Below are 23350 nucleotides of genomic sequence, written 5' to 3' on the forward strand. Positions count from 1 at the left end.
ATCGTGGTGCGTGCCCCAGGGCGCGCACCACGATCACGCCGCTCGCAGACCCTCGACGAGGGTCTCCACCAGGAAGCGGTGGCTCCGGGCGACATCGCGGGGCAACCCGAACCCGCCCGCGCATTCCAGCGAGACGAACCCGTGCAACGCCGAGCGCAGCACCCGTGCGGCGTCGACCGCCTGCGCGCCGTGCAGCCCGAAACCGTTGAGGACGTTCAAGAAGACCTGCATGGCTTCGCCGACCACGCGCTGGCCTTCCTCGTCGTCGGTGGCCGGTGCGCGCACGGTGGCGGCGTGCCGTCCAGGGTGGTCGAGCACCCAGCGGCGGTGGGCACCGGCGATCGCGCGGACCGCGTCCGGTCCGGACCGCCCGGCCACTGCTCCGGCGACCGCGTCCCGGAGCTCGCGCATCGCCTGGACGCAGATGCCGTGCCTCAGGGCCTCCAAGGACTCGACGTGCTTGTAGAGCGACGGAGTTCGCACCCCGACCCGCTCGGCCAGCAGGCCCATGGTCACGTTCGGGAAGCCGATCTCGTCGGCGAGCGCGGCACCGGCGGAGATCACCGCGGCGCGGTCCAGGCCCGCCCTAGGCACTGACCTCGCCCAGGAACGCGAGAGTCAGCGCCACCACCTGCTCCGGGAACTGGACGTGCGGGTAGTGGCCCGCGCCGGGGATCACCTCGAGGTGTCCGAGACCGGCGGGCAGCGCCGCGACGACGGCTTCGCCCTCCGCCCGCGGTGAGACCCAGTCGGGGTCGAGCGCGCCCTCGACGACCAGCACCGGGCACCGCACGTCGCCCAGGCGCGCACCGGCGTCCGCGGGACTCGTCAGACCCATCTTCCGCAGCGCCTTCATCCGCCCCGGTTCGCGCAGGCTCGCCTCGATCCGCGCGAGGCGTTCGTCCCAGTCGGCCGGCTTCGATCCGGGGTAGGCGATGTCCAGGTACTCCTTCCAGAGCCGGGTGCTGCCGAACAGGGCGGTGCCGAGCAGCCGCAGCGTGCCGCGGCGGTACCGGGTGACCCGCAGGTCGCCGATGCTCTGGGCGCGGGTGAACGGCGCCAGTTCGACGACGGCGGTGACGAGCTCGGGGGCGTCGGCCGCCGCGATGGTCGCGGCGCCGCCCGAGATCGAGTGGCCGACGAGCACCGCCGGGCCGCCGAGGTGCTTCACCAGGGCGACCAGGTCGCCCGCGATGTCCGTGCGGGAGAAGGAACTCCAGTCGGCGCTCGACTCGCCGCACCCCCGCAGGTCGACCGCGGCCACCCGGTACCCGGCCTCGGCCAGCATCGGCGCCATGAACCGGTACGCCTCCCGGCTGTCCCCGATGCCGTGGGCGAGCACGACGAGCGGCCCGGTGTCCCCGGTCAGTTCGTAGGCGAGCGTGCCGCCTTCGACGGTCAGCAGTTCCGGCATGACGACCTCCGTAGTAGCTAATGGTGTTAGCTGAAGGCTAATGACATTAGCTAGGGGCGTCAAGCGGTCCTCTCGCACCGATTGAGACGCATACGTCGAGAGAGCGCTTTCAGTGCTACGTTCGGTGAGGAGTGGACCACTCGGAGTGGAGCGGCCTGTGACCGTCCTGTGGGGAGTTTCGTTCGACGCCACGGCGATGTCCGGCGTGGTGGTGGAGTTCATCAAGATCGCCAGAACCTTCGCGGACCGGGGGTACCGGGTCCACCTCGACCTCGGTTACGACATCAAGGCCGACAAGGGGCGGTTCTTCCAGCCCTACAGGGAAGAACGGGTACCGGACTGGATCGCGCTGGACCGGGTGGACGGTGTCGCGGAGATCTCCGGCTACGACGAGGAGTTCGTCGCGGGGACGCTGGAAGCCGTGCGCCGGGACCGGGTTCCGGACACCGGCGGCGTCACGGCCCGGCTCGCCGACGCGATCGTGCGGACCTGGGAGGACCGCGGCGTCACGCTCGTGATGGTGGAGAACGGCACGCTGCCGGAGAACGTCGCGTACACGAAGGCGCTCTACCGGGCGATCGCCGTCTACGGAGCCAGACACGACCTCGGCAGATACGTCCTGTGGCGCGACCACGACCTGATGTGGCAGAGCGAACCGGACAAGTACGGCAGTTTTCCCTATCCGGCAACGCCTCCGATGGTCGACTCGCCGCACATCCACTACTTCGCGCTGCACGAGGAGGCGAAGCGGCGCACGCTCGAGTGGATGCCGCACCTGCGCAACCTCGACGTGCTGCCGAACACCTTCCTCCCGCCCAGCCGCCCGGGACGACCGGACTTCCGCTCCCACCACGGCATCGCGCCGCACGAGAGGATCATCGCCCGGTTCACGAGGATCATCCCGCAGAAGCGCGTCGACCGGGACCTGCACCTGGCCGCCCTGCTCCCGGGAACGTGCCTGTTCGTCGCCGGGGACACCGAGGAGAACCCCGACGAGACCAGGAGGCTCCGCCTGCTCGCGGACGAACTGCGGGTCCGGGTCGTGTTCGGCGGCGTGCTCGAACCGTGCGAGTCGACGGGCGACGGCTTCTCGGTGCGCGACCTGCTGGCGCACGCCGACGTCGTGTCGTTCCTGACGTCCTACGACTACGAGAGTTACGGAAACCCGATCGGCGAGGCGATCGCGGCCGGTGTGCCCTACATCGCGAGCCGCTACGCCCTGTACGACACGGTGTACGCGGGCTTCGAGGCGCCGCTGCTGGACATCTCCGAGCACGACCTGCCGACGCCGGAGTTCGCGCGCCAGGTCTCGGAACTCATGACGAACGCGGAGAGGCGGGCGGAAGTGGTGGAGCACAACCGGAAGCTGGGCACGCACAACCGCGAGGCCGCGACCGCGCTGGTGGAGGACCTGTTCCCGCCCGCGATGGGCGAGAACGTGCGGCTCAGCGTCGTGCTGCCGGTCTACAACGAGGCCGCGAACATCCACGACGTGCTGCGGTCCCTGCTCGACCAGGACGACATCGGTCCCGAGGCGTACGAGATCGTGCTGGTGGACAACAATTCCACCGATGACACGGTCGCGATCGCACGCCGGTTCGCCGAGAGCACCGAGGTCGCGCTGCACGTGATCAGCGAACGCGAGCAGGGCGTGGCACCGGCGCGCAGGACGGGCATGGAGTTCGCCGTGCGGCGCAGCCGTGAGCGCAAGAACCCCGGTGAGCGCTTCTACCTCGTCTCCGCCGACGCGGACTGCCGGGTGGACCGCCGGTGGCTCGTCGAGCTCTTCGCCGCGATGGAGGAGGACAAGGCCGCGATCGGCGTGTGCGACTACTACTACAACGCCGACCACTTCGTGGGCAGGCCACGGCTCTGGGACGCGATCCAGCGCACGTTGCGCTGCCGCGCGGTGACGTTCTCGCTGTTCGGCGGCTTCCCGGACGGCAAGGGCTTCGCGGTGGAACGCGAGGCCTACGAGAGCGTCGGCGGCATCGAGATCTTCTACCAGCTGCGGGACGGGCGGTTCGTCAACCACCTCTCCGACGACTGGGACTTCGGCATCAAGGTCCGCGGCTCCGGCCACGACATCACCTACGCGCCGCGGTCGAGGGTCGAGATCAACCCCCGGCGCGTCAACCACGCCATCGACGAGGTGATCACCGGGCGCGCGTACGGCACCGACGGCATCATCGTCATGCGCGACATCAGGCCCGAGGCGCCGGAACGGGCCGTCGACCTCACCGAGGAGGAAGCGCTGCAGGCGTGGGAGTTCTCCATCAAGGACTTCACGCCGAAGAACGTCGTCCTGCCTATCCTGCTCACCCCGTCCTTCCTGGACTCCGACGCCGTGGTGGCGTTCCTCGGCGAGGACCTGGCGGACCGGCTGGGCCGGCGCATCGCGGAGGTCAAGGCCGAGATGAGCGTCGTGGACTTCGTCCCGATCCACTCCTACAAGACGCCGTCGTACCGGCTCTACCTGGAGTTCCGGGACGAGATCTTCGCGTGCCTGCGCGCCGCCGTCGGTGAGGACGTCGGATACCCGCCACCGCTGCCGGAGTGCTTCGACGACGTGCCGCCGGAGCGGTTCGCGGAGTTCGTGAAGTACTACTGCGAGGACCGCGAGTCCGGGGAAGCGCACAACTACTTCGGCAACGGCGGGGTGTTCTGATGGAACCCAAGGTCTGGGCCGCGCTGCAGGACCCCGCCAACAGGCACCTGCTGGACTACGTCACCGAGGACCCGTTCGGCGCGCACGTCTTCCCCGGCAACGTTCCCGGCTACGGTGTCGAGGACTTCCTGGACGACCTGAGCGACCAGCTCACCCGCACCAACCCGATCCACCTGTGGTCGTACATCCCGACGTGCGCCTACAAGTGCCGCTTCTGCCAGTACCCGGTCGTGCTCGTCAAGGGCGGCCGGAACGAGGAGAAGCTGTCGCAGTGGGTGGACTGGAACATCCGGGAGGCCGAGCTGTGGCTGCGGCGGGTCCCGGAGCTGGCGAACGCCCCGGTGGGGGAGTTCAACGTCTTCGGCGGCACGCCGTCGTTGCTGCCGGAGAAGGACATCCGGCGGCTGCTCGGCTTCTACCGGGACAACTTCGGGTTCACCGGGGACACGACCATCCGCTTCGAGGGCGACCCCAGCACGTTCACCCCGGCGAAGCTCGAGGTGCTGCGGGAGCTGGGCTGCACCAAGCTGTCCAGCGGCGTGCAGTCGTTCGACGACCACGTGCTGCGCGAGTGCGGCCGCGAGCACTCCTCGCGGATGTGCGTCGACTTCGTGCGCAACGCCCAGGCCGCCGGGTTCGACTGGATCAGCATCGACCTGATGTACGGGCTGCTGGACCAGACCGTCGACAGCGTCCGGCGCGACCTCGACGTGGTGCTGGAGAACGAGGTCACCGCCGTGGTGTGCACCAAGCTGCACCTCAAGTCCTACGCCGAGACCAGGACCGGCGTGGCGGGGGAGCAGCCGGCGCCGTGGCAGCTGCCGCAGTACCGCGAGAAGCTCGTGCTCGACGGGCACTTCTGGCCGGAGCTGCGGGACCAGTACCTGATGCGCGAGGTGCTGACCGACGGCCTGCGCGCCGCCGGCTACACCGAGCACCCCACGATGTACTTCGCGCGCGACGGCCTCGGCCCGGAGAAGTGGAAGTCCATCATGGTGGACCAGGACAAGCAGGAGGCCGAGGTCGCGATCGGCCTCGGCGGCAGTTCGAGCTGCCGGGTCTCCGAGGCGATCACCGACGTGAACTGGAAGAACTACGCGGCGGCTGTCGAGGAGGGCCGCGTGCCGCTCGGGTCGGCGACCGGGTTCGACGCCGACGCCCGGGAGGCCAGGGCGGTGAAGATGGCCCTGTCGACGCTGCAACCGGTGCGAGAGGACCTGCACCGCGCCACCTACGGCCGTTCGTTGCACGACTCGCCGTGGCGCGAGAAGTTCGCGTCACTGGCCGAGCGCGGACTTCTCGTGGTCGACGAAGGGGGAGTGGCGTTGACCGAGGACGGCGAGGTGCTGGTCGAGGCGATCATCAACACCGAGCTGTGACGGCCGGGGCGCCGGCCGTCACAGCCGTTCGTCAGAGCGCGCCGATCGCCTCGCAGGCCTTGCGCACGCCCTCGCCGTAGGCCGGGTCGGCCTTGGCGCAGTTGCTGACGTGCCGCTCGACGGTCTCCCTGCGAGCACCCTTGATCGCTCGCGCGGTGTTGTCGAACAACGCCTGCTGCTGGTCGCCGGTCATCAGCCGGAAGAGGTTCCCCGGCTGCTCGTAGTAGTTGCTGTCGTCCTCGCGGAAGTCGAACCGGTCGGCGGTGGCGCCGACGGCCTGCGCGGGCTCGGCGTAGGCGGGCTGCTCGGCCCAGCGGCCGAAGTTGTTCGGCTGCACACCGGGCACCCCGCCCTGGTTGCCGTCGACCCGCATGGCGCCGTCGCGGTGGTAGCTGTTGACCAGCCGCGCGCCGTTGGAGCGGTTGACCGGGATCTGGTGGTGGTTGACGCCCAGGCGGTAGCGGGCGGCGTCGCCGTAGGAGAAGAGGCGTCCCTGCAGCATCTTGTCCGGGCTGAACGAGATGCCGGGCACGACGTTGGCCGGCGTGAAGGCGGCCTGCTCGACGTCGGCGAAGTAGTTCTCCGGGTTGCGGTCGAGCGTGAGCACGCCCGCCTCGACCAGCGGGTAGTCCGCCTTGCTCCACACCTTGGTGAGGTCGAAGGGGTGGAACCGGTAGCCGGCGGCGTCCGCCTCCGGCATGACCTGGACGAAGAGCTTCCAGGACGGGAACTCGCCCCGCTCGATCGCCTCGTGGAGGTCGCGCTGGTGCGACTCGCGGTCACCGCTGATCAGCCCGCCCGCCTGGTCGTCGGTGAGGTTCTCGACCCCCTGCTCGGTGCGCAGGTGGAACTTGACCCAGTGCCGCACACCGGCGGCGTTGACCATGCTGAAGGTGTGCGAGCCGAAACCGTGCATGTGCCGGTACGAGCGCGGGATTCCCCGGTCGCTCATGACGATCGTGACCTGGTGCAGCGCCTCGGGCAGGTTCGTCCAGAAGCCCCAGGTGTTCTCGGGGTCGCGGAGGTTGGTGCGGGGGTCGCGTTTCACGGCGTGCGCGAGGTCGGGGAACTTCAGCGGGTCGCGGAAGAAGAAGACCGGCGTGTTGTTGCCGACCAGGTCCCAGTTGCCCTCGGTGGTGTAGAAGCGGGTCGAGAAGCCGCGGATGTCGCGTTCGGCGTCGGCGGCACCGCGTTCGCCCGCCACCGTCGAGAAGCGCACGAACGTCTCGCACTCGTTGCCGACCGCGCTGAACAACGCGGCGCTGGTGTAGGCGGTGAGGTCGCCGGTGACGGTGAACCGGCCGAACGCGCCGGAGCCCTTCGCGTGCATCCGCCGCTCCGGGATGACCTCGCGGCCGAAGTGGGCGAGCTTTTCGAGCAGCCACAGGTCCTGCAGCAGCACGGGGCCGCGTGCCCCGGCGGTGAGGCTGTTCTGGTTGTCGGCGACCGGGGCGCCGGCGGCCGTGGTCAGCGGGGTGGTGTTGTCCTCGAACGACATCTGGTGGACTTCTCCGATCAGGGGTGGTGGACACCGGGCCGGCAGGCGGGGCACAGCCCCCGGTGCAGGACCTCGGTCTCGTCGACGCGGAACCCGAGCGCCTGCGGGAGGTGCGGAGGTGGGGAGTCGCTCCGCTCGACGTCGGCCAGCGCGCCGCAGCCGCGGCACACCACGTGGTCGTGGTCGTGGCCGCGCAGTTCGAAGCGCGCCGGCTGCCCGGTGTCGAGCCGCCGGACCAGGCGCGCGTCCGTCAGCGCGGTCAGCACGTCGTAGAGGGCCTGCGTGGACACGGATCCGAGGTCCTCGCGGACGATCCTGCCCAGCTGGTCGACGTCGGCGTGCGGGTGGTGCGCCAGGGCGGTCAGCACGGCGATCCGCTGCTTGGTGACCCGCAACGAGGCGCCGCGCAGGGCGGTGACCGGGTCGTCTGGGGGCAACTCGCACTCCTCAAGTAGGTAGGACTCCTAGCTATACTGTGGCATGCTGGGCGCACTCGGGGCAAGTAGTCCGGACCGGTTCAAGAAAACGAGGTCTTCCGTGCGCTCGGTCGTCATCCAGCACGTTCCGTTCGAGGGGCCGGGGCTCATCGCGCCGGCGTTGTTCGCCGTGGGGAGCAAGGTCGCCGTGGTCCGCGCCGATCTCGACGACGAGCTGCCCGCCGCCGCCCAGCTCGACGTGCTCGTGGTCCTGGGCGGGCCGATGGGGGCCCTCGACGACCACGACCACCCGCACCTGGCGCGCGAGCGCGAGCTCATCGCGGAGTGCGTCCGGCTCGGCAAGCCGGTTCTCGGCGTCTGCCTCGGCGCACAACTGCTCGCGGCCGCTCTGGGAGCCCGTGTGCGGCGGGGGCCGGTGCCGGAGATCGGTGCCGGCGCGGTGGAGCTGGTGAGCGCGGACGATCCGGTGTTCTCGCCCGCCGGGCCGCGGATCCCGGTCGTGCACTGGCACCAGGACACGTTCGACCTGCCGCCGGGAGCCGAGCTGCTGGCGAGCTCGGACCTCTACGCGCACCAGGCGTTCCGGGTCGGGACGGCCTACGGACTGCAGTTCCACGTCGAGATCGGCCCGCAGGAGCTGTGGGAGATCACGCCGCACCTGCCGCCGGACGGGAAGATCACCCTCGCCGAGGTCGACGAGGTGCAGGCCGTGGGAGTGCAGGTGCTGCGGCGGTGGGCGGCCTGCGTTGCCGCCGTGGTGGAAGGGGGCCGATGAGCAAGGCGCGCGTGGTCGTCGTGTCGACCGGTGCGGTGCGGCAGCTTCCGTGGCGAGGACGTGCCGTGCCCACGGCGATCGCCAAGGCTCCCGTCGAGGGGCGGGTGGACGTCGGTGTCCTCGGTCTCGCCGGTGACGAGCAGGGCGACCGGGTCCACCACGGCGGCCGGGACAAGGCGGTCCTGCTCTACGCGAGCGAGCACTACGCGTCGTGGGCCGATGAGGTCGGTGTGCTGGACACGCCCGCGTTCGGCGAGAACCTCACCATCGCCGGGTTGCTGGAGAGCGACCTGGTGATCGGCTCCGTGCACGCCGTCGGAACCGCGCTGCTGCAGGTGAGCCAGCCGCGCCGGCCCTGCTTCAAGCTCGCGGCGCACCACGGCGTCGTGGACATGGCCGTGCGGACCCAGCGCACCGGCCGCACCGGTGTCTACTGCCGCGTGCTGCGGCCGGGAGACGTCGGTGCGGGTGACGGGATCGTGCTCGTCGACCAGCCCTCGCACGGGATCACGGCCGCCGAGGTGCACCGCGTCGTCAACGTCGACCGGGATGACGCCGAGGCCGCCCGGCACCTGCTGCGGCACGACGGCGTGCTGCCCGAGTCGTGGGTGCGGCTGCTGTCCCGGCGCTTCGACGGAGTGCTGGAGGACCAGGCCGCGCGGCTGCACGGCTGACAGGTCACTTGCCGGCGGTGCGCTTGCGCCGGCCCGCCGGGGCGTCGGCCGGTTCGTGCTCCGGGCAGTCCGTGCGCAGGCCCGCCAGCGGCAACGGCATCCGCAGCAGGTGGCAGTGGTGCGGCACGGCCGGGTCCGGGTGCTCGTCGCGCCCGAAGAAGCGGCACGTGGTGCACGTGTGCGTCACGTTCACCACGCCCGTCCGGTGCAGGCCCTCGATCACCCGCAGCAGGGTGTGCAGCGTGGTCGCGCGGTCGGCCTCGGGGATCCCGGCGAGCGCACCCGTCAACGGGTCGTCCCAAGAGGACAGTCCACCCGCGACCTCCGCGCCGGACCCGGTCAGCGTCAGCAGTCGGCGGCGCCCGTCCGTGCCGGGGGAGCGCGTCACGAGCCCCTTGCGCTCCAGGGCCGCCACCGCGTCGGACATCGTCGGCGTGGACACGTCGAACTCCGCGGCGAGCGCCGCCACCTCGTGACGGGTCTGCGGGTGCTGGGCCAGTGCCAGCACCGCCTGCTGCTGCAGCGGCGTCAGCGCGTACTCCCGCGCCGTGCGCTGCGCCAGCGCCCGCATGCCGTGCCCGAGCCGCTCGAGCGCGTCGGCCAGCCGCCGGTCGAGCCCGGCCGTGCCGTCGGTGTCAGTCATGCGTTCCGCCTCGCCAGTGGGACTTTCCACGCCGATCGTACGTGCATTCCCGCTTGAGACCTGGATCACCGTGGAGCAAAGTTGGTAGGAGTCCTACCTAGTTTGTGGCAGACTGGCGATCGCACCACCGAGGAACCCCCGCTTCGACCACCACGAAGGAAGCGACGATGACGTCATCCGAACCAGTACCGGGCTACACCCACGACGACCCGGACCTCGCGCCGTCCCCGGTCACCCGCGCCGAGCTCGACCTGCTGCTGGCGAGCGTCCTCTTCGGACCGGCGGACCAGCAGGCGCTGCACACCGCCGGTAAGGTCCTCAGTGGACAGATCGAGCAGATCCTCGACGTCTGGTACGGCTTCGTCGGCTCGCACCCGCACCTGGTGGCCTACTTCTCCACCCCGGACGGCGCCCCGATCGGCGACTACCTGGCACGGGTGCGCGCCCGCTTCGCCCGCTGGATCGCCGACACCTGCACCCGCCCGTACGACGAGCGGTGGCTGGCCTACCAGCACGAGATCGCGCTGCGGCACACCGAACCGAAGAAGAACGAGACCGACCACGCCGACTCGGTGCCGCACATCCCGTTGCGCTACATCATCGCGTTCATCTACCCGATCACCGCGACGATCCGCCCGTTCCTGGCTGCCGGTGGGCACTCCGAGGAGCAGGTCGAGGCCATGCACCAGGCCTGGTTCAAGGCGGTCACCCTCCAGGTCGCGCTGTGGTCGCAGCCCTACGCCGGCCGGGCCTGGTGACGGCATGAGCCTGCTGATGTCGCCGTCGAGCAGCCTCCTCACGCCCGCCCCGCCCTGGGAGACGACGCAATGGTTCAACAGCGAGCCGTTGGACCTCGCCCAGCTGCGCGGCCGCGTGGTGGTGCTGGAGGCGTTCCAGATGCTCTGCCCGGGCTGCGTGAGCCACGCCCTCCCGCAGGCCGTGCGCCTGTCCAGGACGTTCGGCGACGACCTCGCCGTCATCGGCCTGCACACCGTCTTCGAGCACCACCAGGCCATGACCCCGACGAGCCTCGAGGCGTTCCTGCACGAGTACCGCATCCCGTTCCCGGTCGGCGTCGACGCGTTCCGCAGCGCCGATCCGGCACCGGTCACCTTCAGCCGCTACCGCATGCGGGGCACGCCGACGACGGTGCTCATCGACCGTGACGGCGTGCTGCGGGCGCACAGGTTCGGCCAGGTCGACGACATGGCGCTCGCTTCGGCGGTGACCCGCCTGCTCGACGGGGCGGCGCCGCGCCTGCTCGACGAGGAGGCGGCGCCGGGCGTGTGCGCCGTCGACGGCACCTGCACCTGACCTGAAAGTCCTCGCGGCGGCGAAGTGCGCCGCCGTCCCACCCGAGACCGGCGCTTCCCGTCCGGCCCCCAACCCGCTCCACCCAACACATCGAGGAGAACCACCATGTCCCGCGTCGAACTCACCAACCCCGACCAGATCACCGACGAGCGCGCCGAGACCCTCGCCCAGATCAAGGGCGCCTTCGGCATCGTGCCGAACATGTTCAAGGCCGTCGCGAACTCGCCCGCCGCCCTGCAGAGCATGTGGGCGCAGTTCGGCGCCCTCGGCAGGGGCACGCTGGGCGCCAAGGTCGGCGAGATGATCGCCGTCGCCGTCGCCGACCAGAACCGGTGCGACTACTGCCTTTCCGCGCACACCATGCTCGGCAAGAAGGCCGGCGCCACCGCCGAGGAGATGAGCAACGCGCAGGGCGGCAGGTCCGACGACCCGCGCACGGCGGCCGTGCTGGCGCTGGCCACCGCGCTGATCGAGCACCGCGGCCAGATCTCCGACGCCGACGTGCAGGCCGCGCGGGACGCCGGGCTGAGCCAGGAGGAGATCGTCGAGACGGTGGCGCACGTCGCGCTGAACGTGTTCACCAACTACATCAACGTGGCTCTCGACGTCCCGGTCGACTTCACCCGCGTGGCGCTCACCCGCTGAGGACACGGGGAGCCCGGTCCCGCAACCGGGCTCTCGTCCGAAAGTACTAGAGGGCAACTCGTTGTGGTGCAACGGCTCCAGGTGCGCCCTACGGTCGTGATCATGACTACTGCAACGGGTAGGACCACGCCGCCGAGCACCGTCATCGCCGCGTTCATGGGGTTCCTCGTGTCCTGCGTCTTCGCCGTGACCTCTGCCGGTGTCCTGGTGGGCACCCACGACGACCTCGTCGAGGCGCTGAGGTCGTCGGGGACGTCGATGACCGAGGAGCAGCTGCAGAGCGCTGCCACCTTCACCCAGGTCCTGGTGGCGAGCATCGCCGTCGTGATCGCGCTGGTCCAGCTGTGGCTCGCGTTCAAGCTCCGGTCGGGGCGCAACTGGGCGCGGATCCTGCTGACGGTGTTCACGGTGTTCCAGATCGGCAGCCTGTTCATCGGGCAGGGAGCGGCGACGCTGCCCGCGTACGGGGGCGCGCTCGTGGCCGCGTTGGCGGTGGTGGCGAGCTACCTGCCGGCGTCCAACGCGTACTTCGCCAAGCGGGCGTAGCGGAGAATGCCGGTATGACCGCAGGGGGAGCGCCGGCGCCGCGGCGCAGCGTGTTCGTGGCCGAGGTCGTCGCGCTGGTCGTGGCCGTGGTGGCCGACGGGGTGCTGGCCGCCGGTGGCGACGCTCCCACGGGCGTCCTCGGGCCGCTGCTCACGATGGTCGTGCCGTACGCCGGTGAGGCCGCGGCGGTCCTCGCGGTGCTGCGCCGCCGGTTCCCCCGCCAGTTGGAGCTGCTGGCCGGTGCGGTCGTCGCACTGTCCCTGCTGGGCACGGCCGCGGCCGGACTCGTGGACCGGGTTCCGGCCCAGCCGCCGGTGACGGAGGTGCTGGCGGTGCTGTTGCTGGCCGCCGCCGGATGCCGCCGGCTCCCTCCGGCGCGGGCGGCGGTGCTCGTCATCGCCGCCTGCGCCACCGTCGTGCTCGCCCCGCTCGTGCGCTACGGCCTCGGCCACGCGGCCCCGGTGGCCGCGGCGCTCGCGTGGGGAGCCGCGGTGGCGCTGGGACTGATCCTGCGCGACGCGGACGCCCGGCACCGCAGCGAGCTCGCGCGCATCCGCACCGAGGACCGGCTCCAGGTGGCACGGGACCTGCACGACCTGGTGGCGCACCACGTGACCGGCATCGTGGTCCGGACCCGCGCGGCGCAGGCGCTGGCCGCGAACCCGGCGGCACCGGTCCAGGACCCCGCCGAGGTCTACGACCAGATCGAGCACGCGGCGGCCGAGGCGCTGACCGCGACGCGCGGCCTGGTCGGTGTGCTGCGCAGCGACGAACCGCTGCCGTCACCGAGCCTCGTGCTGGGCGACGTGGTGCGGGCCGCGGTGGGCGACGGGGCTTCCGTCCACATCGCGCACGACGTCGAGGCCACCACGTTGCCGCCACAGGTGTCCGTCGCGCTGCACAGGCTGTTGCTGGAGGCGTTGACGAACGTCCGCCGGCACGCGCGGGCCACCGAGACCAGGGTCGAGGCGCGTTCCGACGACGGCGACCTCGTGCTGGAGGTCGACAACGACGGCGTTTCCGCGCCACCACGGGAAGGCGGGCACGGCATCATCGGGATGACCGAACGGGTGGAGGCGTTCGGCGGCGAGCTCGCCGCGGGTCCGCGGGACGGCGGCTGGCGGGTCACCGCGCGGCTGCCGCTGGGCGACGGCCACGCCGGGCCGAGGGGGATCTGATGACCATCCGGGTGCTGATCGCCGACGACCAGACCCTCGTCCGCACCGGGTTCCGGCTGGTCCTCGACGCCGAGCCGGGCATCAAGGTGATCAGCGAGGCCGCGGACGGCGAGTCGGCGGTGCGGATGGCGCGGCAGCTGCGCCCGGACGTGACGCTGATGGACATCCGCATGCCGAAGCTCGACGGCCTGCGCGCGACCGAGCTGCTGGCGGGCCCCGGCGTGGAGAACCCGTTGAAGGTGCTGGTCGTGACGACCTACGACGTCGACGAGAACGTCTACGCGGCGCTGCTCGCCGGCGCCTGCGGGTTCCTGCTCAAGGACGCCCGGCCGCGGTTGCTGGTCGAGGCGGTGCACGCCGCGCACCGGGGAGAGGCGATGGTCTCGCCCGCGGTCACCGTGCGGCTGCTCTCGCACTTCACCAGCGGCGCCGAGCAGCGGGGAGCGCCGCTGACCGGCCGGGAGCTCGACGTCGTGCTGGCCGTGGGCCGCGGCTTCACCAACGCCGAGATCGCGCAGCGGCTGACCGTCTCGCTCTCGACGGTGAAGTCGCACCTCACGAACGTCCAGGGCAAGCTCGGCGTCCGCAACCGCACCGAGATCGCCATCTGGGCGTGGCGCAACGGACTGCTCAGGTAGCGCGCACCACGACCGTGCCGGCCACCATGTCGCCGAGCCGCTGGTGCCGGGGCGTCACGGCGATCAGCACGGCGCCGACCAGGCCCAGCAGCAACCCGTCCACGGCCATCAGCAGCCACCGCACGAAGTACGCCCGCAACGGCGGCTCACCGCCGCGCAGCGTCGTGATCCGCAGACCGAGCCACCGCATCGCCGGTGTCGCCCCGCCGTGGCGGAACGGGTACCAGATCTCCATCCACAGCACGCCGAGCAGCGACACCACCACGACCGCCGCGAAGGGCAGGACCCGGAACAGCTCGACCGGCAGACCGAGCTTGATCAGCGGCAACGACAGCAGGACGCCGAGGACGAGGCTCAGGACGGCGGCGACGCACAGCAGGACGAACTCGACGACGTGCTGGCAGTACCGGCGGAGCACGACGGAACGGGCATCGGTGGCCACCCGCCCATCATGCCAAGGGGGCGCGCGGGGGTGTCGCGCGGCCGGTACTTCGCCCGTCGGTGACCAGCGCGGCATGACCGGACCGCCCAGGGCGCCCGAGGACCTGGCTGCTGGGGGAACCACCGGTTCTGCGCGAGTGGGGGTGAGGCTTCGCGGGTCGGCTTGGGGTGGCTGGGCGCCGGCACGGCTGGGTCGCGAGGATGTCGCGCGAGTCGGGACGAAGCGCCGGGGTCGTCGTGCTGGAGTGCGGTCGCGTGCGTCCGCCCGGCCTGTGTTGCGGGTCGGTTCGTGAGACTGCCGCCTCCCGCCTCTTCGCAGGCCGACTTACGTCCACAAAGGACCGGAATCGAAACGTCCCGGCGGCGTTCGACGAAGAGTTCGACGGCGTTCGACACCTCCCTTGACGCTGGTGGTGCACCGATGCAGACTCCGGAAAGCGTTTTCCCGACTACGGGGTCAGGAGTTCATGAGCGCCCTCGACGAACTGCGGCAGCTGCGCCGGGGTGGTGTGCAGGTCCGCAAACGCGACAACAAGGCGGCGTTCTGGTTCTTGCTGCCGTGGTTCGCCGGGCTGGTCTTCATCACGGTCGGGCCCGTGCTGGCCTCGTTCGCGCTCGGGTTCACGAAGTACAACCTCATCCAGCCCCCTCGGTTCATCGGACTGGACAACTTCGCGCGGGTTCTCGGTGACGAGCGGTTGCACAACGCGCTGCGGGTGACGTTCACGTACGTGTTCGTGTCCGTGCCGTTGCAGTTGGCGTGCGCGCTCGGGGTCGCGCTGTTGCTCGACAAGGGGTTGCGCGGGCTTGCGTTCTACCGGTCGGCGTTCTACCTGCCTTCGCTGCTCGGGTCGAGCGTGGCGATCGCGGTGCTGTGGACGCAGGTGTTCGGCACCGACGGGTTGGTCAACCGGGTGCTCGGGTTCTTCGGGGTCGAGGGCAGGGGGTGGATCTCGGACCCCGACACGGCGTTGTCGACGCTCATCGTGTTGAACGTGTGGACGTTCGGGTCACCGATGATCATCTTTCTGGCCGGGTTGCGGCAGATCCCGGTGGTGTACTACGAGGCTGCCGCGATCGACGGGGCCGGGTGGTGGTCGCGCTTCCGGCGGATCACGATGCCCCTGCTGTCGCCGATCCTGTTCTTCAACCTCGTGTTGCAGATCATCCACGCGTTCCAGTCGTTCACGCAGGCGTTCGTGGTGTCCGGGGGGACGGGAGGGCCGTCGGACTCGACGATGTTCTACACGCTCTACCTCTACCAGCAGGGGTTCAGCCGGTTCGACATGGGCTACGCGTCGGCGCTGGCGTGGTTCCTGCTCCTGATCATCGCCGCCTTCACCGCGGTCAACTTCTGGGCGGCGAAGTACTGGGTGTTCTATGACGACTGACGTCCGCAGAAGGATTTCGGTGCCCCTCAAGCACGTCGGGCTCGTGCTGATCGGGTTCGTGATGCTGTACCCGGTGCTGTGGATGGTCGTGAGCTCGTTGCGGCCCGGTGATGAGATCTTCCGCAGCCCGGGGCTGGTCCTCGACAGCTTCCAGACCGAGAACTACGTCGAGGGGTGGAACGCGCTCACGCCGTCGTTCGGGACGTACCTGCTGAACTCGGCGGTCCTGGTGCTCGGGTGCATCGTCGGGAACCTGGTGTCGTGCTCGATGGCGGCGTACGCGTTCGCGCGGTTGCAGTTCACCGGGAAGCGGTGGTGGTTCGGGATCATGCTCGGCACGATCATGCTGCCGATCCACGTGATCATCGTGCCGCAGTACGTGCTGTTCTCGCAGATCGGGTGGGTCAACACGTTCCTGCCGATCATCGTGCCGAAGATCCTCGCCACCGACGCGTTCTTCGTGTTCCTGATGGTGCAGTTCATCCGGGGGCTGCCGCGCGAGCTCGACGAGGCGGCGCGGATCGACGGGTGCGGGCACCCCCGGATCTTCCTGCGGATCGTGCTGCCGCTGATGACGCCGGCGCTCGCCACCACCACGATCTTCACGTTCATCTGGACCTGGAACGACTTCTTCAGCCAGTTGATCTACCTGACGGACCCGGAGATGTACACGGTTCCCGTCGCCCTGCGGTCGTTCGTCGACTCGACGGTCGCGACGTCGTGGGGCTCGCAGTTCGCGATGAGCGTCGTGTCGCTCGTCCCGATCTTCCTCGCGTTCCTCATCGGCCAGCGGTACCTCGTCAAGGGGATCGCGACGACCGGGGGCAAGTAGCCGGAGGGAAAGCCCATGCTCAGAGGTGTTCGCCGCGGGACCGCGTGGGCGGTCCTGCTGTCGGTGACCGCGTCCCTGCTCGCGGCCTGCGGATCCGGGTCCGACGCCGGTGGTGACCTGACGACGGAGAAGGTCACGCTGCGCTTCACGTGGTGGGGCGCGGACGACCGGCACAAGCGCACCCAGAAGGTCATCGACATGTTCCAGCGCAAGTACCCGAACATCACCGTCAAGGGTGAGTTCAAGGAGTGGAACGGCTACTGGGACAGCCTCGCCACCACGATGGCGGCCAACGACGCCCCGGACGTCATGCAGATGGACGAGCTCTACATCGCCTCCTACGCCGAGCGCGGCGCGCTGCTCGACCTCAACGAGGCCAAGAAGCACCTCGACACCTCGAACTTCGACCAGAAGGCGCTCGCCACGGGCACGATCGCCGGCAAGCGGTACGGGCTGCCGGTCGGTCTCGGCATGTACTCGATCATGGTCAACACCGACCTGCTCGCGAAGTACGGCATCCCGGTGCCGGACGACACCAAGTGGTCGTGGGACGACCTCAAGACCATCGGTGAGCAGGTGTCCAAGGCCGGCGGTGGCGCGGTGTTCGGCGTCCAGTCGCCGGGCATCAACGACGCGGCCGGGCTGAGCATCCGGGCGCGGCAGCAGGGCCACGCGATGTTCGACGCCGACGCCAAGGTCGTGCTGCCGCAGGAGATCGCGCGCGACTACTGGCAGTACGTCCTCGACCTGTCGAAGTCCGGTGCCGCGATGTCGCCGTCCGCGACGATCGAGAAGGCCTCCGCGGGCCTCAACCAGTCGGCGACGGCGACGAACACGGCGGCGTTCGGCCTGTGGTGGAACACGCAGCTGACGGCGCTGACGGCAGCCAGCGGTGCCAAGCTCAAGCTGCTGCGGCTGCCCGGTGAGACGCAGGGCAAGGCACCCGGCGCGTACTACAAGTCGTCGATGTTCTGGTCCGTCTCCGCGCGGTCGAAGTACCCGGCCGAGGCGGCGGCCTTCGTGAACTTCCTCGCCAACGACGAGGAGGCCGCCAAGGTGCTGCTGACCGAGCGCGGTGTGCCCGCCAACCAGAAGATCCGCGAGACGATCTCGGGGCAGCTCAAGGACACGGACAAGGCCGCCAAGGAGTACCTCGACACGGTGCCCGTGAGCGACCCGCCGCGGATCACGCCGAACGGCGCCAGCACGCTCGACACGATCCTCAAGCGGCACACCGAGGACGTCCTGTTCGGCCGGACGACACCGGACCAGGCCGCCGCGTCGTTCATCAGGGAAGTCCAGTCCGAAGTGGACGCCGCGCGGTGAGGCGCGCCGCCGTCGTCGGCACGGGTTCGATCGCCGCCGCCCACGCCGAGGCGCTGCGGGCCGTGGGGGAGCGCGTCGAGCTCGTGGCGGTCGTGGACGTGGACGCCGATCGGGCGACGGCGTTCGCCCGGGAGTGGGGTGTGCCGCGGACGCACCCCACTCCCGCCGCGCTCCTCGACGCGGAGGACCTAGACCTGGTGCACGTGTGCACGCCACCGCGCCACCACGTGCCGCTCGCGCTCGACTGCCTCGCCGCCGGGGTGAACGTGCTGGTGGAGAAGCCCCCGGCGATGTCGCTGAGCGAGGTCGACGCGCTGATCGCGGCCGAACGGCGCTCGGCGGGGCGGGTCGCGACGGTGTTCCAGCACCGTTTCGGCCCCGCGGCGCTCCGGTTGCGGCGCCTGGTCGCCGAGGGCGTGCTCGGCCGGTCGTTCGTCGCGAAGTGCGACACCCTCTGGTACCGCGGCGACGCCTACTTCGAGGTGCCGTGGCGCGGGACGTGGGACAGCGAGGGCGGCGGCCCGACGATGGGCCACGGCATCCACCAGTTCGACCTGCTGCTGTCGGTGCTGGGGCCGTGGCGGGAGATCCGGGCCGTCGCGGCACGGCAGGCGCGCGACGTGCAGACCGAGGACGTCTCGATGGCCCTGGTGACCTTCGCCGACGGCACGGTCGCCTCGGTGGTGAACTCCCTGCTCTCACCGCGGGAGACCTCCGAGCTGAGGTTCGACTTCGAACGCGCCACGGTCGAGGTCGAGCACCTGTACGGCTACACCGACGCGCACTGGACGATCACCCCCGCACCCGGCCACGAGGACGTCGCCGCACGCTGGCGGGAAGGGCGGTCGGGGATCGTCAGCGGTCACCGGTGCCAGGTCGAGGCGCTCCTCGACGCCCTGGACGAGGGCGCACCGCCACCGGTGGCGCTGGCGGACACGCGGATCACGATGGAGTTCATCGCCGCGCTGTACGCCTCCGCGTTCACCGGGACCGTGGTGAAAGCCGGGCAGATCGGCCCTGAGAACCCGTTCTACGCGACGATGGAAGGGATCGGTGCCCCGTGGGCGACCGCGCGGTGACTTTGCGGCACGACGACGAGGAGCTCGTCGCGTCCGCCGGTGACGTCGAGATCTTCCGGTACGTGCACCGGCCGTCGACGCCGGCGTTCGAGGGCCCGAAGCCCTACCTGCACCCCGTGCGCACGCTCGCCGGCGACGTCGTGACGGCGTTCCGGCCGCACGACCACCGGTGGCACAAGGGCGTGCAGATGACCGCGACGGACGTGTCGGGGGAGAACTTCTGGGGCGGCGTCACCTACGTGCGCGACCAAGGCTACGTGGTGCTGCCCAACGTCGGCACCATGCGGCACGACGGGTTCGAGGTCGACGGGCCGCGCGTCGAGGAGCTGCTGTCGTGGTTCACCGAGGCGGGCGAGCACTGGGTCGCTGAGCGGCGCTCGTTCGCCGTGCGCGACGTCGAGGACGACTCGTGGACGCTCGAGTTCGCGACGACGCTCACGAACGTGCGGCCGGAGACCCTGGTCTTCGGCAGCCCGACGACGAACGGCCGCGAGCTCGCGGGCTACACCGGCTTCTTCTGGCGTGGACCGCGCTCCTTCACCGACGGCGAGGTGATCGCCGCCGGCGGGGGAACGGGGCAGGAGATGATGGGCGAGGCCGCGGCGTGGCTCGCGTTCGTCGGGCGGCACGACGAGGTGGACCGGTCGTCGACCCTGCTGTTCCTCGACCACCCGGACAACAAGAGCACGCACTGGTTCGTGCGCAGCACACCGTTCGCGGCGGTCAACCCGTCCTTCGCCTTCCACGACACGGTCGAGCTGCCTGCCGGTGAGGTGCTGGAGCTGCGGTACCGGCTCGTCGTCGCCACCGGGGAGTGGGGCCGGGAACGGCTGGAGTCCTACGTGGAGGCGCACCCGTGGTGACGCCCTTCCCCGGCGGGGTCGGCCTCTCCGGCCTGAGGGTGTACGACTGGCCCGCGGTGGACGGGGTGTGCGGCGGGTCGCCGCACGTGCACCTGGCCTGCGCGGAGTGCTACTACGTGATCGGCGGGCGGGGCAGCGTGCAGACGCTGACCCGGCGCGGGTTTGCCGAAACCGCGCTGCACGAGGGAGTCGTCGCCTGGTTCACGCCCGGCACGATCCACCGCCTGGTCAACGACGGCGACCTGCGGATCATCGTCGTGATGCAGAACAGCGGTCTGCCGGAGGCGGGCGACGCGGTGTTCCCGTTCCCCGCCGAGGTGCTCGCCGACGAGGAGAGCTATCTCGCCCACGCCGGGGCGGGCGACGAGAACGCTGCTCGACGACGCCGGGACCTCGCCCTGGAAGGGTTCCTGGAGCTGCGACGGCGGGTCGAGTCCGGAGAGGACGCGGCGCTCGACGACTTCTACCGCGCCGCCGTCCGCCTCAAACGGGGTGTGCTGGACGACTGGGAGGAGCGGTGGCGCGGCGGGGCGCTGGCCTCCGCCGAACGCACCGGGGAGCACCTGACCCTGTTGCGGGACGGGAAGATCACGCACCTCGCCGAGGCGGACATCCACGTGGTGCCGGCGCGGGGACCGCGCCCGGGGATGTGCGGCAGGCTCGACACCCACGATCCCTCCGAGGGTGGATCTCCTTACTGATCAACGCTTTCGTCGATTCGATTCGAAGAAATCCCGCGCGGTGCGTTCGACTTGTTCGACGCTACCGTCACCCGTATGAAACGTTTCAATTCGGTGAGACTCAGTGTGCTGCTCGCGGTGGTGCTGACCGCGGGCGGCGTTCCCGCCCTCGCGGACGAGGTGCAGGAGCGCGGGCTGGTCAGCATCAGATCGGTGCACGGCAACGGGAACTTCGTGTCTTGGCGGCTCCTCGGCTCGGACGCGGCGGACGTGGCGTTCAACGTCTACCGCGACGGCGTGCGGGTCAACCGGGCCCCGGTGACCACGGCGACGAGCTACCTCGACGCGGGTGCGCCCGCGACCGCGTCCTACTCGGTGCGCCCGGTGGTCGGAGGCGTGGAACCGGCGGCGGCCACGCGGTCCGTCGGGACGCTGGCGACCAGCAGGGACGTCCCCCTGCAGATCCCTCCCGGCGGAACGACCCCCTCGGGCGAGGCCTACACCTACGTGGCGAACGACGTGTCGGCAGGCGACCTCGACGGCGACGGCGAGCAGGACCTGGTGCTGAAGTGGGATCCCACGAACGCCAAGGACAACTCGCAGTCCGGCTACACGGGCAACGTGTACCTGGACGCGTACCGGTTGAACGGCACCAGGTTGTGGCGGATCGACCTCGGCCGCAACATCCGGGCCGGCGCGCACTACACGCAGTTCCAGGTGTTCGACTACGACGGCGACGGCCGCGCCGAGGTGGCCGTGAAGACCGCCGACGGCACGCGGTCGGGCACGGGGCAGGTGATCGGCAACTCGGGCGCGGACCACCGCAACAGCAGCGGCTACGTCCTCGCCGGGCCCGAGTACCTGTCGGTGTTCCGCGGCACGGACGGCGCGGTGCTCGACACCGAGAGCTACGTGCCCCCGCGCGGCACCGTGTCGTCGTGGGGCGACAACTACGGCAACCGGGTCGACAGGTTCCTCGCCGGAACGGCCTATGTGGACGGATCACGGCCGAGCATCATCATGGCGCGCGGCTACTACACCCGCAGCGTGATCTCCGCGTGGGACTTCCGGGGCGGCCAGCTCACCCAGCGCTGGACGTTCGACTCGGCCGCGCAGCCGAACCGCGCGGCCTGGGAGGGCAAGGGCAACCACCAGCTGTCGGTGGCCGACGTCGACGCCGACGGCCGCGACGAGATCATCTACGGCTCGATGGCGATCGACGACAACGGCCGGGGCCTGTGGCAGAACGGCACCCGCCACGGCGACGCGCTGCACGTCGGCGACTTCATCCCGTCCCGCGCGGGCCTCGAGGTCTTCAAGCCGTCGGAGTCGACCACCGATCTCACGCACTGGATGGGCGACGCGCGCACCGGCCAGATCATCTGGAGCGCGCCGTCGTGCGGCTGCGACAACGGCAGGGCGGTGACCGCCGACATCTGGGCGGGCAACCCCGGTGCGGAGGCGTGGTCGTCGTCGGTCGCCGGCCTGCGCAGTGCCACCACGGGCGCCCAGGTCTCGGCCCGCAAGCCGGGTTCCACGAACTTCGTGATCTGGTGGGACGGTGACGCCCAGCGCGAGCTGCTGAACGGCACCACGATCGACAAGTACGGTCCCAACGGCGACACGAGGCTGCTCACGGGGTCCGGCGTGGCGTCGAACAACGGCAGCAAGTCCACGCCGGCGCTGTCCGCGGACATCCTCGGTGACTGGCGCGAGGAGGTCGTCTGGCGCACCTCGGACAACCGGGCGCTGCGGATCTACTCGACCACCGAGCCGACGGACATCCGGCGGGTGTCGCTGATGCAGGACCGGCAGTACCGCGTGGCGGTGGCGTTCCAGAACACCGCCTACAACCAGCCGCCGCACCCGAGCTTCGCCACGCCCTGAGGCGGGTGGAGGTGGTGGCGCGACACGAGCCCGGCGGGACCGGTCGCGCCACCTGCGGGAACGGCCTACAGGTGCTGACGCAGGTGCCGCAGCTGCGTCTCCAGGTGGCTGGTGGGCGTGGTGTGCTTGCCGAACGGCGACACCGTGATCTCCTTGGGCGCGCGGACCTCGTGGTACGCCGCGTACACGGTGGACGGCGGGCACGTCTCGTCCATCAGCCCGACGCTGAACAACGTCGGCGCGGTGATCCGCCGGGCGAGCAGGGCGCAGTCGACGTACCGCAGGGTGTTCAGGGCGGTGGGCACGAGAGCGTCGTGCTGCGCCAGGAAGTCGCTGATCTCCGTGTAGGGCGGCGTGGTGCCGATGCGGACCGCGCGGTGCAGGTCGCACAGGAACGGCACGTCGGAGTGGCAGACCTTCACGCGGTCCGCGCGCAACGCGGCGGCGGCCAGCGCGAGCGCGCCACCCTGGCTGCCCCCGGTCACGGCGATGCGGCCGGGGTCCACGCCCGGTAGTCCGGCGGCGACGTCCACAGCCCTCGCGGCGTCGAGGAACAGCCGCGTGTAGTAGTAGCCCTCCGGGCTGGAGATGCCCCTGGTCATCACGCCGGGGTGCTCCGGACCCGTGCCCGCTCCCGCGTCGGCGGTGGCGCCCACGGACCAGCGGCCGCCCTGGGCCCTGCTGTCCATCACGAACTGCGCGAAGCCGAGGCTCGGCAGCAGCGTGTGCTGGGCGGGGACACCACGGCCGCCGCCGTAGCCGATGTACGTCACGACCACCGGCAACGGGTCGTCGCCGGCGGGGCGCAGGTACCAGCCGCGGACGGGGTGGCCGTGGGCGCCGGAGAACTCCACGTCGTGCACCACCAGCGGCCGGTACAGGTCCGGTTCGTGCGGCGTCAGCACGGGCGGGCTCGCGGCGGCCGACGTCTCGGCCAGCCGGGCCGCCCACCACTCGTCGAGGTCGTCCGGTTCCGGGGTGGTGACGCGGTGCCGGAGCAGGTCTTCCTCGGGCATGTCGACGACGGGCACGCAGATCTCCT

General features: G+C 70.5%; 24 protein-coding genes. 17 read left to right on the forward strand and 7 right to left on the reverse strand.

The annotated features are described in order from the left end of the window. Window positions 1-33: 33 nt before the first annotated feature. Both BLQ91_RS08490 and BLQ91_RS08495 read right to left on the reverse strand, forming a co-directional pair. Window positions 34-594, reverse strand: coding sequence for a TetR/AcrR family transcriptional regulator (locus BLQ91_RS08490; protein WP_090096200.1), 561 nt, complete (start codon window positions 592-594; stop codon window positions 34-36). Further along, window positions 587-1414, reverse strand: a complete 828-nt coding sequence (locus tag BLQ91_RS08495; RefSeq protein WP_090096201.1) for an alpha/beta fold hydrolase — start codon at window positions 1412-1414, stop codon at window positions 587-589. Before BLQ91_RS08495 ends, BLQ91_RS08490 begins: the two co-directional genes overlap by 8 nt. 157 nt (window positions 1415-1571) lie before the next feature. Between BLQ91_RS08495 and BLQ91_RS08500 the strand changes: the two genes are divergently transcribed. Further along, entirely contained in the window at window positions 1572-4082 is a 2511-nt protein-coding gene (locus tag BLQ91_RS08500; RefSeq protein ID WP_245733279.1) for a glycosyltransferase, read from the forward strand. Then, entirely contained in the window at window positions 4082-5461 is a 1380-nt protein-coding gene (locus BLQ91_RS08505; protein ID WP_090096202.1) for a radical SAM protein, read from the forward strand. The genes BLQ91_RS08500 and BLQ91_RS08505 overlap by 1 nt, the downstream gene beginning before the upstream one ends. A gap of 31 nt (window positions 5462-5492) precedes the next feature. Here BLQ91_RS08505 and BLQ91_RS08510 read toward each other — a convergent pair whose 3' ends face one another. Beyond that, window positions 5493-6959, reverse strand: coding sequence for a catalase (locus BLQ91_RS08510; RefSeq protein ID WP_090096203.1), 1467 nt, complete (start codon window positions 6957-6959; stop codon window positions 5493-5495). A gap of 17 nt (window positions 6960-6976) precedes the next feature. Beyond that, window positions 6977-7396 (reverse strand): Fur family transcriptional regulator, encoded by a 420-nt coding sequence (locus tag BLQ91_RS08515; protein WP_090096204.1) that lies wholly within the window; start codon window positions 7394-7396, stop codon window positions 6977-6979. Between the two features lie 100 nt (window positions 7397-7496). On the opposite strand from BLQ91_RS08515, the gene BLQ91_RS08520 reads away from it, so the two are divergent. Continuing rightward, entirely contained in the window at window positions 7497-8171 is a 675-nt protein-coding gene (locus tag BLQ91_RS08520) for a type 1 glutamine amidotransferase (RefSeq protein ID WP_218130186.1), read from the forward strand. Next, window positions 8168-8845, forward strand: coding sequence for an MOSC domain-containing protein (locus tag BLQ91_RS08525; RefSeq protein ID WP_090096206.1), 678 nt, complete (start codon window positions 8168-8170; stop codon window positions 8843-8845). Before BLQ91_RS08520 ends, BLQ91_RS08525 begins: the two co-directional genes overlap by 4 nt. Window positions 8846-8849: 4 nt before the next feature. Here BLQ91_RS08525 and BLQ91_RS08530 read toward each other — a convergent pair whose 3' ends face one another. Beyond that, entirely contained in the window at window positions 8850-9488 is a 639-nt protein-coding gene (locus BLQ91_RS08530; RefSeq protein ID WP_090096207.1) for a MarR family winged helix-turn-helix transcriptional regulator, read from the reverse strand. Between the two features lie 167 nt (window positions 9489-9655). Between BLQ91_RS08530 and BLQ91_RS08535 the strand changes: the two genes are divergently transcribed. The 6 genes from BLQ91_RS08535 to BLQ91_RS08560 all read left to right on the forward strand — a co-directional run bounded on the left by BLQ91_RS08535 (window position 9656) and on the right by BLQ91_RS08560 (window position 13809). Continuing rightward, window positions 9656-10246, forward strand: a complete 591-nt coding sequence (locus BLQ91_RS08535; protein ID WP_090096208.1) for a protoglobin domain-containing protein — start codon at window positions 9656-9658, stop codon at window positions 10244-10246. 4 nt (window positions 10247-10250) lie between these two features. Then, on the forward strand, window positions 10251-10802 hold the full coding sequence (locus BLQ91_RS08540; RefSeq protein WP_218130187.1) for a redoxin domain-containing protein: 552 nt from the start codon (window positions 10251-10253) through the stop codon (window positions 10800-10802). A gap of 105 nt (window positions 10803-10907) precedes the next feature. Next, window positions 10908-11447 carry a carboxymuconolactone decarboxylase family protein gene (locus BLQ91_RS08545; RefSeq protein ID WP_090096209.1) on the forward strand — a complete coding sequence of 180 codons (540 nt, stop codon included), beginning with the start codon at window positions 10908-10910 and terminating at the stop codon, window positions 11445-11447. 102 nt (window positions 11448-11549) lie between these two features. Continuing rightward, window positions 11550-11993, forward strand: a complete 444-nt coding sequence (locus tag BLQ91_RS08550) for a hypothetical protein (RefSeq protein WP_090096698.1) — start codon at window positions 11550-11552, stop codon at window positions 11991-11993. A 14-nt stretch (window positions 11994-12007) separates the two neighbouring features. After that, entirely contained in the window at window positions 12008-13171 is a 1164-nt protein-coding gene (locus BLQ91_RS08555; protein ID WP_143022564.1) for a sensor histidine kinase, read from the forward strand. Continuing rightward, on the forward strand, window positions 13171-13809 hold the full coding sequence (locus BLQ91_RS08560; RefSeq protein ID WP_090096211.1) for a response regulator: 639 nt from the start codon (window positions 13171-13173) through the stop codon (window positions 13807-13809). Before BLQ91_RS08555 ends, BLQ91_RS08560 begins: the two co-directional genes overlap by 1 nt. On the opposite strand, the gene BLQ91_RS08565 is transcribed toward BLQ91_RS08560, so the two are convergent. After that, a complete protein-coding gene (locus tag BLQ91_RS08565; protein WP_176959633.1) occupies window positions 13802-14251 on the reverse strand; it encodes an RDD family protein in 450 nt (149 codons plus the stop codon). The two genes, BLQ91_RS08560 and BLQ91_RS08565, sit on opposite strands and share 8 nt — an antisense overlap. Window positions 14252-14717: 466 nt before the next feature. Between BLQ91_RS08565 and BLQ91_RS08570 the strand changes: the two genes are divergently transcribed. From BLQ91_RS08570 to BLQ91_RS08600, 7 genes are all read left to right on the forward strand, one after another. Beyond that, entirely contained in the window at window positions 14718-15641 is a 924-nt protein-coding gene (locus BLQ91_RS08570) for a carbohydrate ABC transporter permease (RefSeq protein ID WP_090096213.1), read from the forward strand. A gap of 19 nt (window positions 15642-15660) precedes the next feature. Then, window positions 15661-16473 carry a carbohydrate ABC transporter permease gene (locus tag BLQ91_RS08575; RefSeq protein WP_245733280.1) on the forward strand — a complete coding sequence of 271 codons (813 nt, stop codon included), beginning with the start codon at window positions 15661-15663 and terminating at the stop codon, window positions 16471-16473. Window positions 16474-16488: 15 nt separating this feature from the next. Then, window positions 16489-17799: an ABC transporter substrate-binding protein gene (locus BLQ91_RS08580; RefSeq protein ID WP_090096215.1), complete on the forward strand. Its 1311-nt coding sequence runs from the start codon at window positions 16489-16491 to the stop codon at window positions 17797-17799. Next, a complete protein-coding gene (locus BLQ91_RS08585; RefSeq protein ID WP_090096216.1) occupies window positions 17796-18878 on the forward strand; it encodes a Gfo/Idh/MocA family protein in 1083 nt (360 codons plus the stop codon). The genes BLQ91_RS08580 and BLQ91_RS08585 overlap by 4 nt, the downstream gene beginning before the upstream one ends. After that, complete coding sequence (locus tag BLQ91_RS08590) at window positions 18860-19741, forward strand: DUF6807 domain-containing protein (protein ID WP_090096217.1); 882 nt, start codon at window positions 18860-18862, stop codon at window positions 19739-19741. The genes BLQ91_RS08585 and BLQ91_RS08590 overlap by 19 nt, the downstream gene beginning before the upstream one ends. Beyond that, the gene (locus tag BLQ91_RS08595; RefSeq protein WP_245733281.1) at window positions 19735-20442 is read left to right on the forward strand and encodes a cupin domain-containing protein; all 708 of its coding nucleotides are present in this window, start codon (window positions 19735-19737) and stop codon (window positions 20440-20442) included. The genes BLQ91_RS08590 and BLQ91_RS08595 overlap by 7 nt, the downstream gene beginning before the upstream one ends. Before the next feature lie 75 nt (window positions 20443-20517). Next, complete coding sequence (locus tag BLQ91_RS08600; RefSeq protein ID WP_090096218.1) at window positions 20518-22308, forward strand: rhamnogalacturonan lyase; 1791 nt, start codon at window positions 20518-20520, stop codon at window positions 22306-22308. Window positions 22309-22373: 65 nt separating this feature from the next. On the opposite strand, the gene BLQ91_RS08605 is transcribed toward BLQ91_RS08600, so the two are convergent. Next, window positions 22374-23339, reverse strand: coding sequence for an acetylxylan esterase (locus BLQ91_RS08605; RefSeq protein WP_090096219.1), 966 nt, complete (start codon window positions 23337-23339; stop codon window positions 22374-22376). Between the last annotated feature and the right edge of the window lie 11 nt (window positions 23340-23350).

The sequence above is a fragment of the Lentzea jiangxiensis genome, from assembly GCF_900104175.1.
Taxonomy (GTDB): domain Bacteria; phylum Actinomycetota; class Actinomycetes; order Mycobacteriales; family Pseudonocardiaceae; genus Lentzea; species Lentzea jiangxiensis.

Excerpts from the sequence above, each read along its gene's own strand:
- BLQ91_RS08495 (WP_090096201.1), bottom strand. The coding sequence starts at position 1,414 with ATGCCGGAACTGCTGACCGTCGAAGGCGGCACGCTCGCCTACGAACTG.
- BLQ91_RS08505 (WP_090096202.1), top strand. The coding sequence starts at position 4,082 with ATGGAACCCAAGGTCTGGGCCGCGCTGCAGGACCCCGCCAACAGGCAC.
- BLQ91_RS08510 (WP_090096203.1), bottom strand. The coding sequence starts at position 6,959 with ATGTCGTTCGAGGACAACACCACCCCGCTGACCACGGCCGCCGGCGCC.
- BLQ91_RS08525 (WP_090096206.1), top strand. The coding sequence starts at position 8,168 with ATGAGCAAGGCGCGCGTGGTCGTCGTGTCGACCGGTGCGGTGCGGCAG.
- BLQ91_RS08530 (WP_090096207.1), bottom strand. The coding sequence starts at position 9,488 with ATGACTGACACCGACGGCACGGCCGGGCTCGACCGGCGGCTGGCCGAC.
- BLQ91_RS08535 (WP_090096208.1), top strand. The coding sequence starts at position 9,656 with ATGACGTCATCCGAACCAGTACCGGGCTACACCCACGACGACCCGGAC.
- BLQ91_RS08540 (WP_218130187.1), top strand. The coding sequence starts at position 10,251 with ATGAGCCTGCTGATGTCGCCGTCGAGCAGCCTCCTCACGCCCGCCCCG.
- BLQ91_RS08545 (WP_090096209.1), top strand. The coding sequence starts at position 10,908 with ATGTCCCGCGTCGAACTCACCAACCCCGACCAGATCACCGACGAGCGC.
- BLQ91_RS08550 (WP_090096698.1), top strand. The coding sequence starts at position 11,550 with ATGACTACTGCAACGGGTAGGACCACGCCGCCGAGCACCGTCATCGCC.
- BLQ91_RS08555 (WP_143022564.1), top strand. The coding sequence starts at position 12,008 with ATGACCGCAGGGGGAGCGCCGGCGCCGCGGCGCAGCGTGTTCGTGGCC.
- BLQ91_RS08560 (WP_090096211.1), top strand. The coding sequence starts at position 13,171 with ATGACCATCCGGGTGCTGATCGCCGACGACCAGACCCTCGTCCGCACC.
- BLQ91_RS08570 (WP_090096213.1), top strand. The coding sequence starts at position 14,718 with ATGAGCGCCCTCGACGAACTGCGGCAGCTGCGCCGGGGTGGTGTGCAG.
- BLQ91_RS08580 (WP_090096215.1), top strand. The coding sequence starts at position 16,489 with ATGCTCAGAGGTGTTCGCCGCGGGACCGCGTGGGCGGTCCTGCTGTCG.
- BLQ91_RS08600 (WP_090096218.1), top strand. The coding sequence starts at position 20,518 with ATGAAACGTTTCAATTCGGTGAGACTCAGTGTGCTGCTCGCGGTGGTG.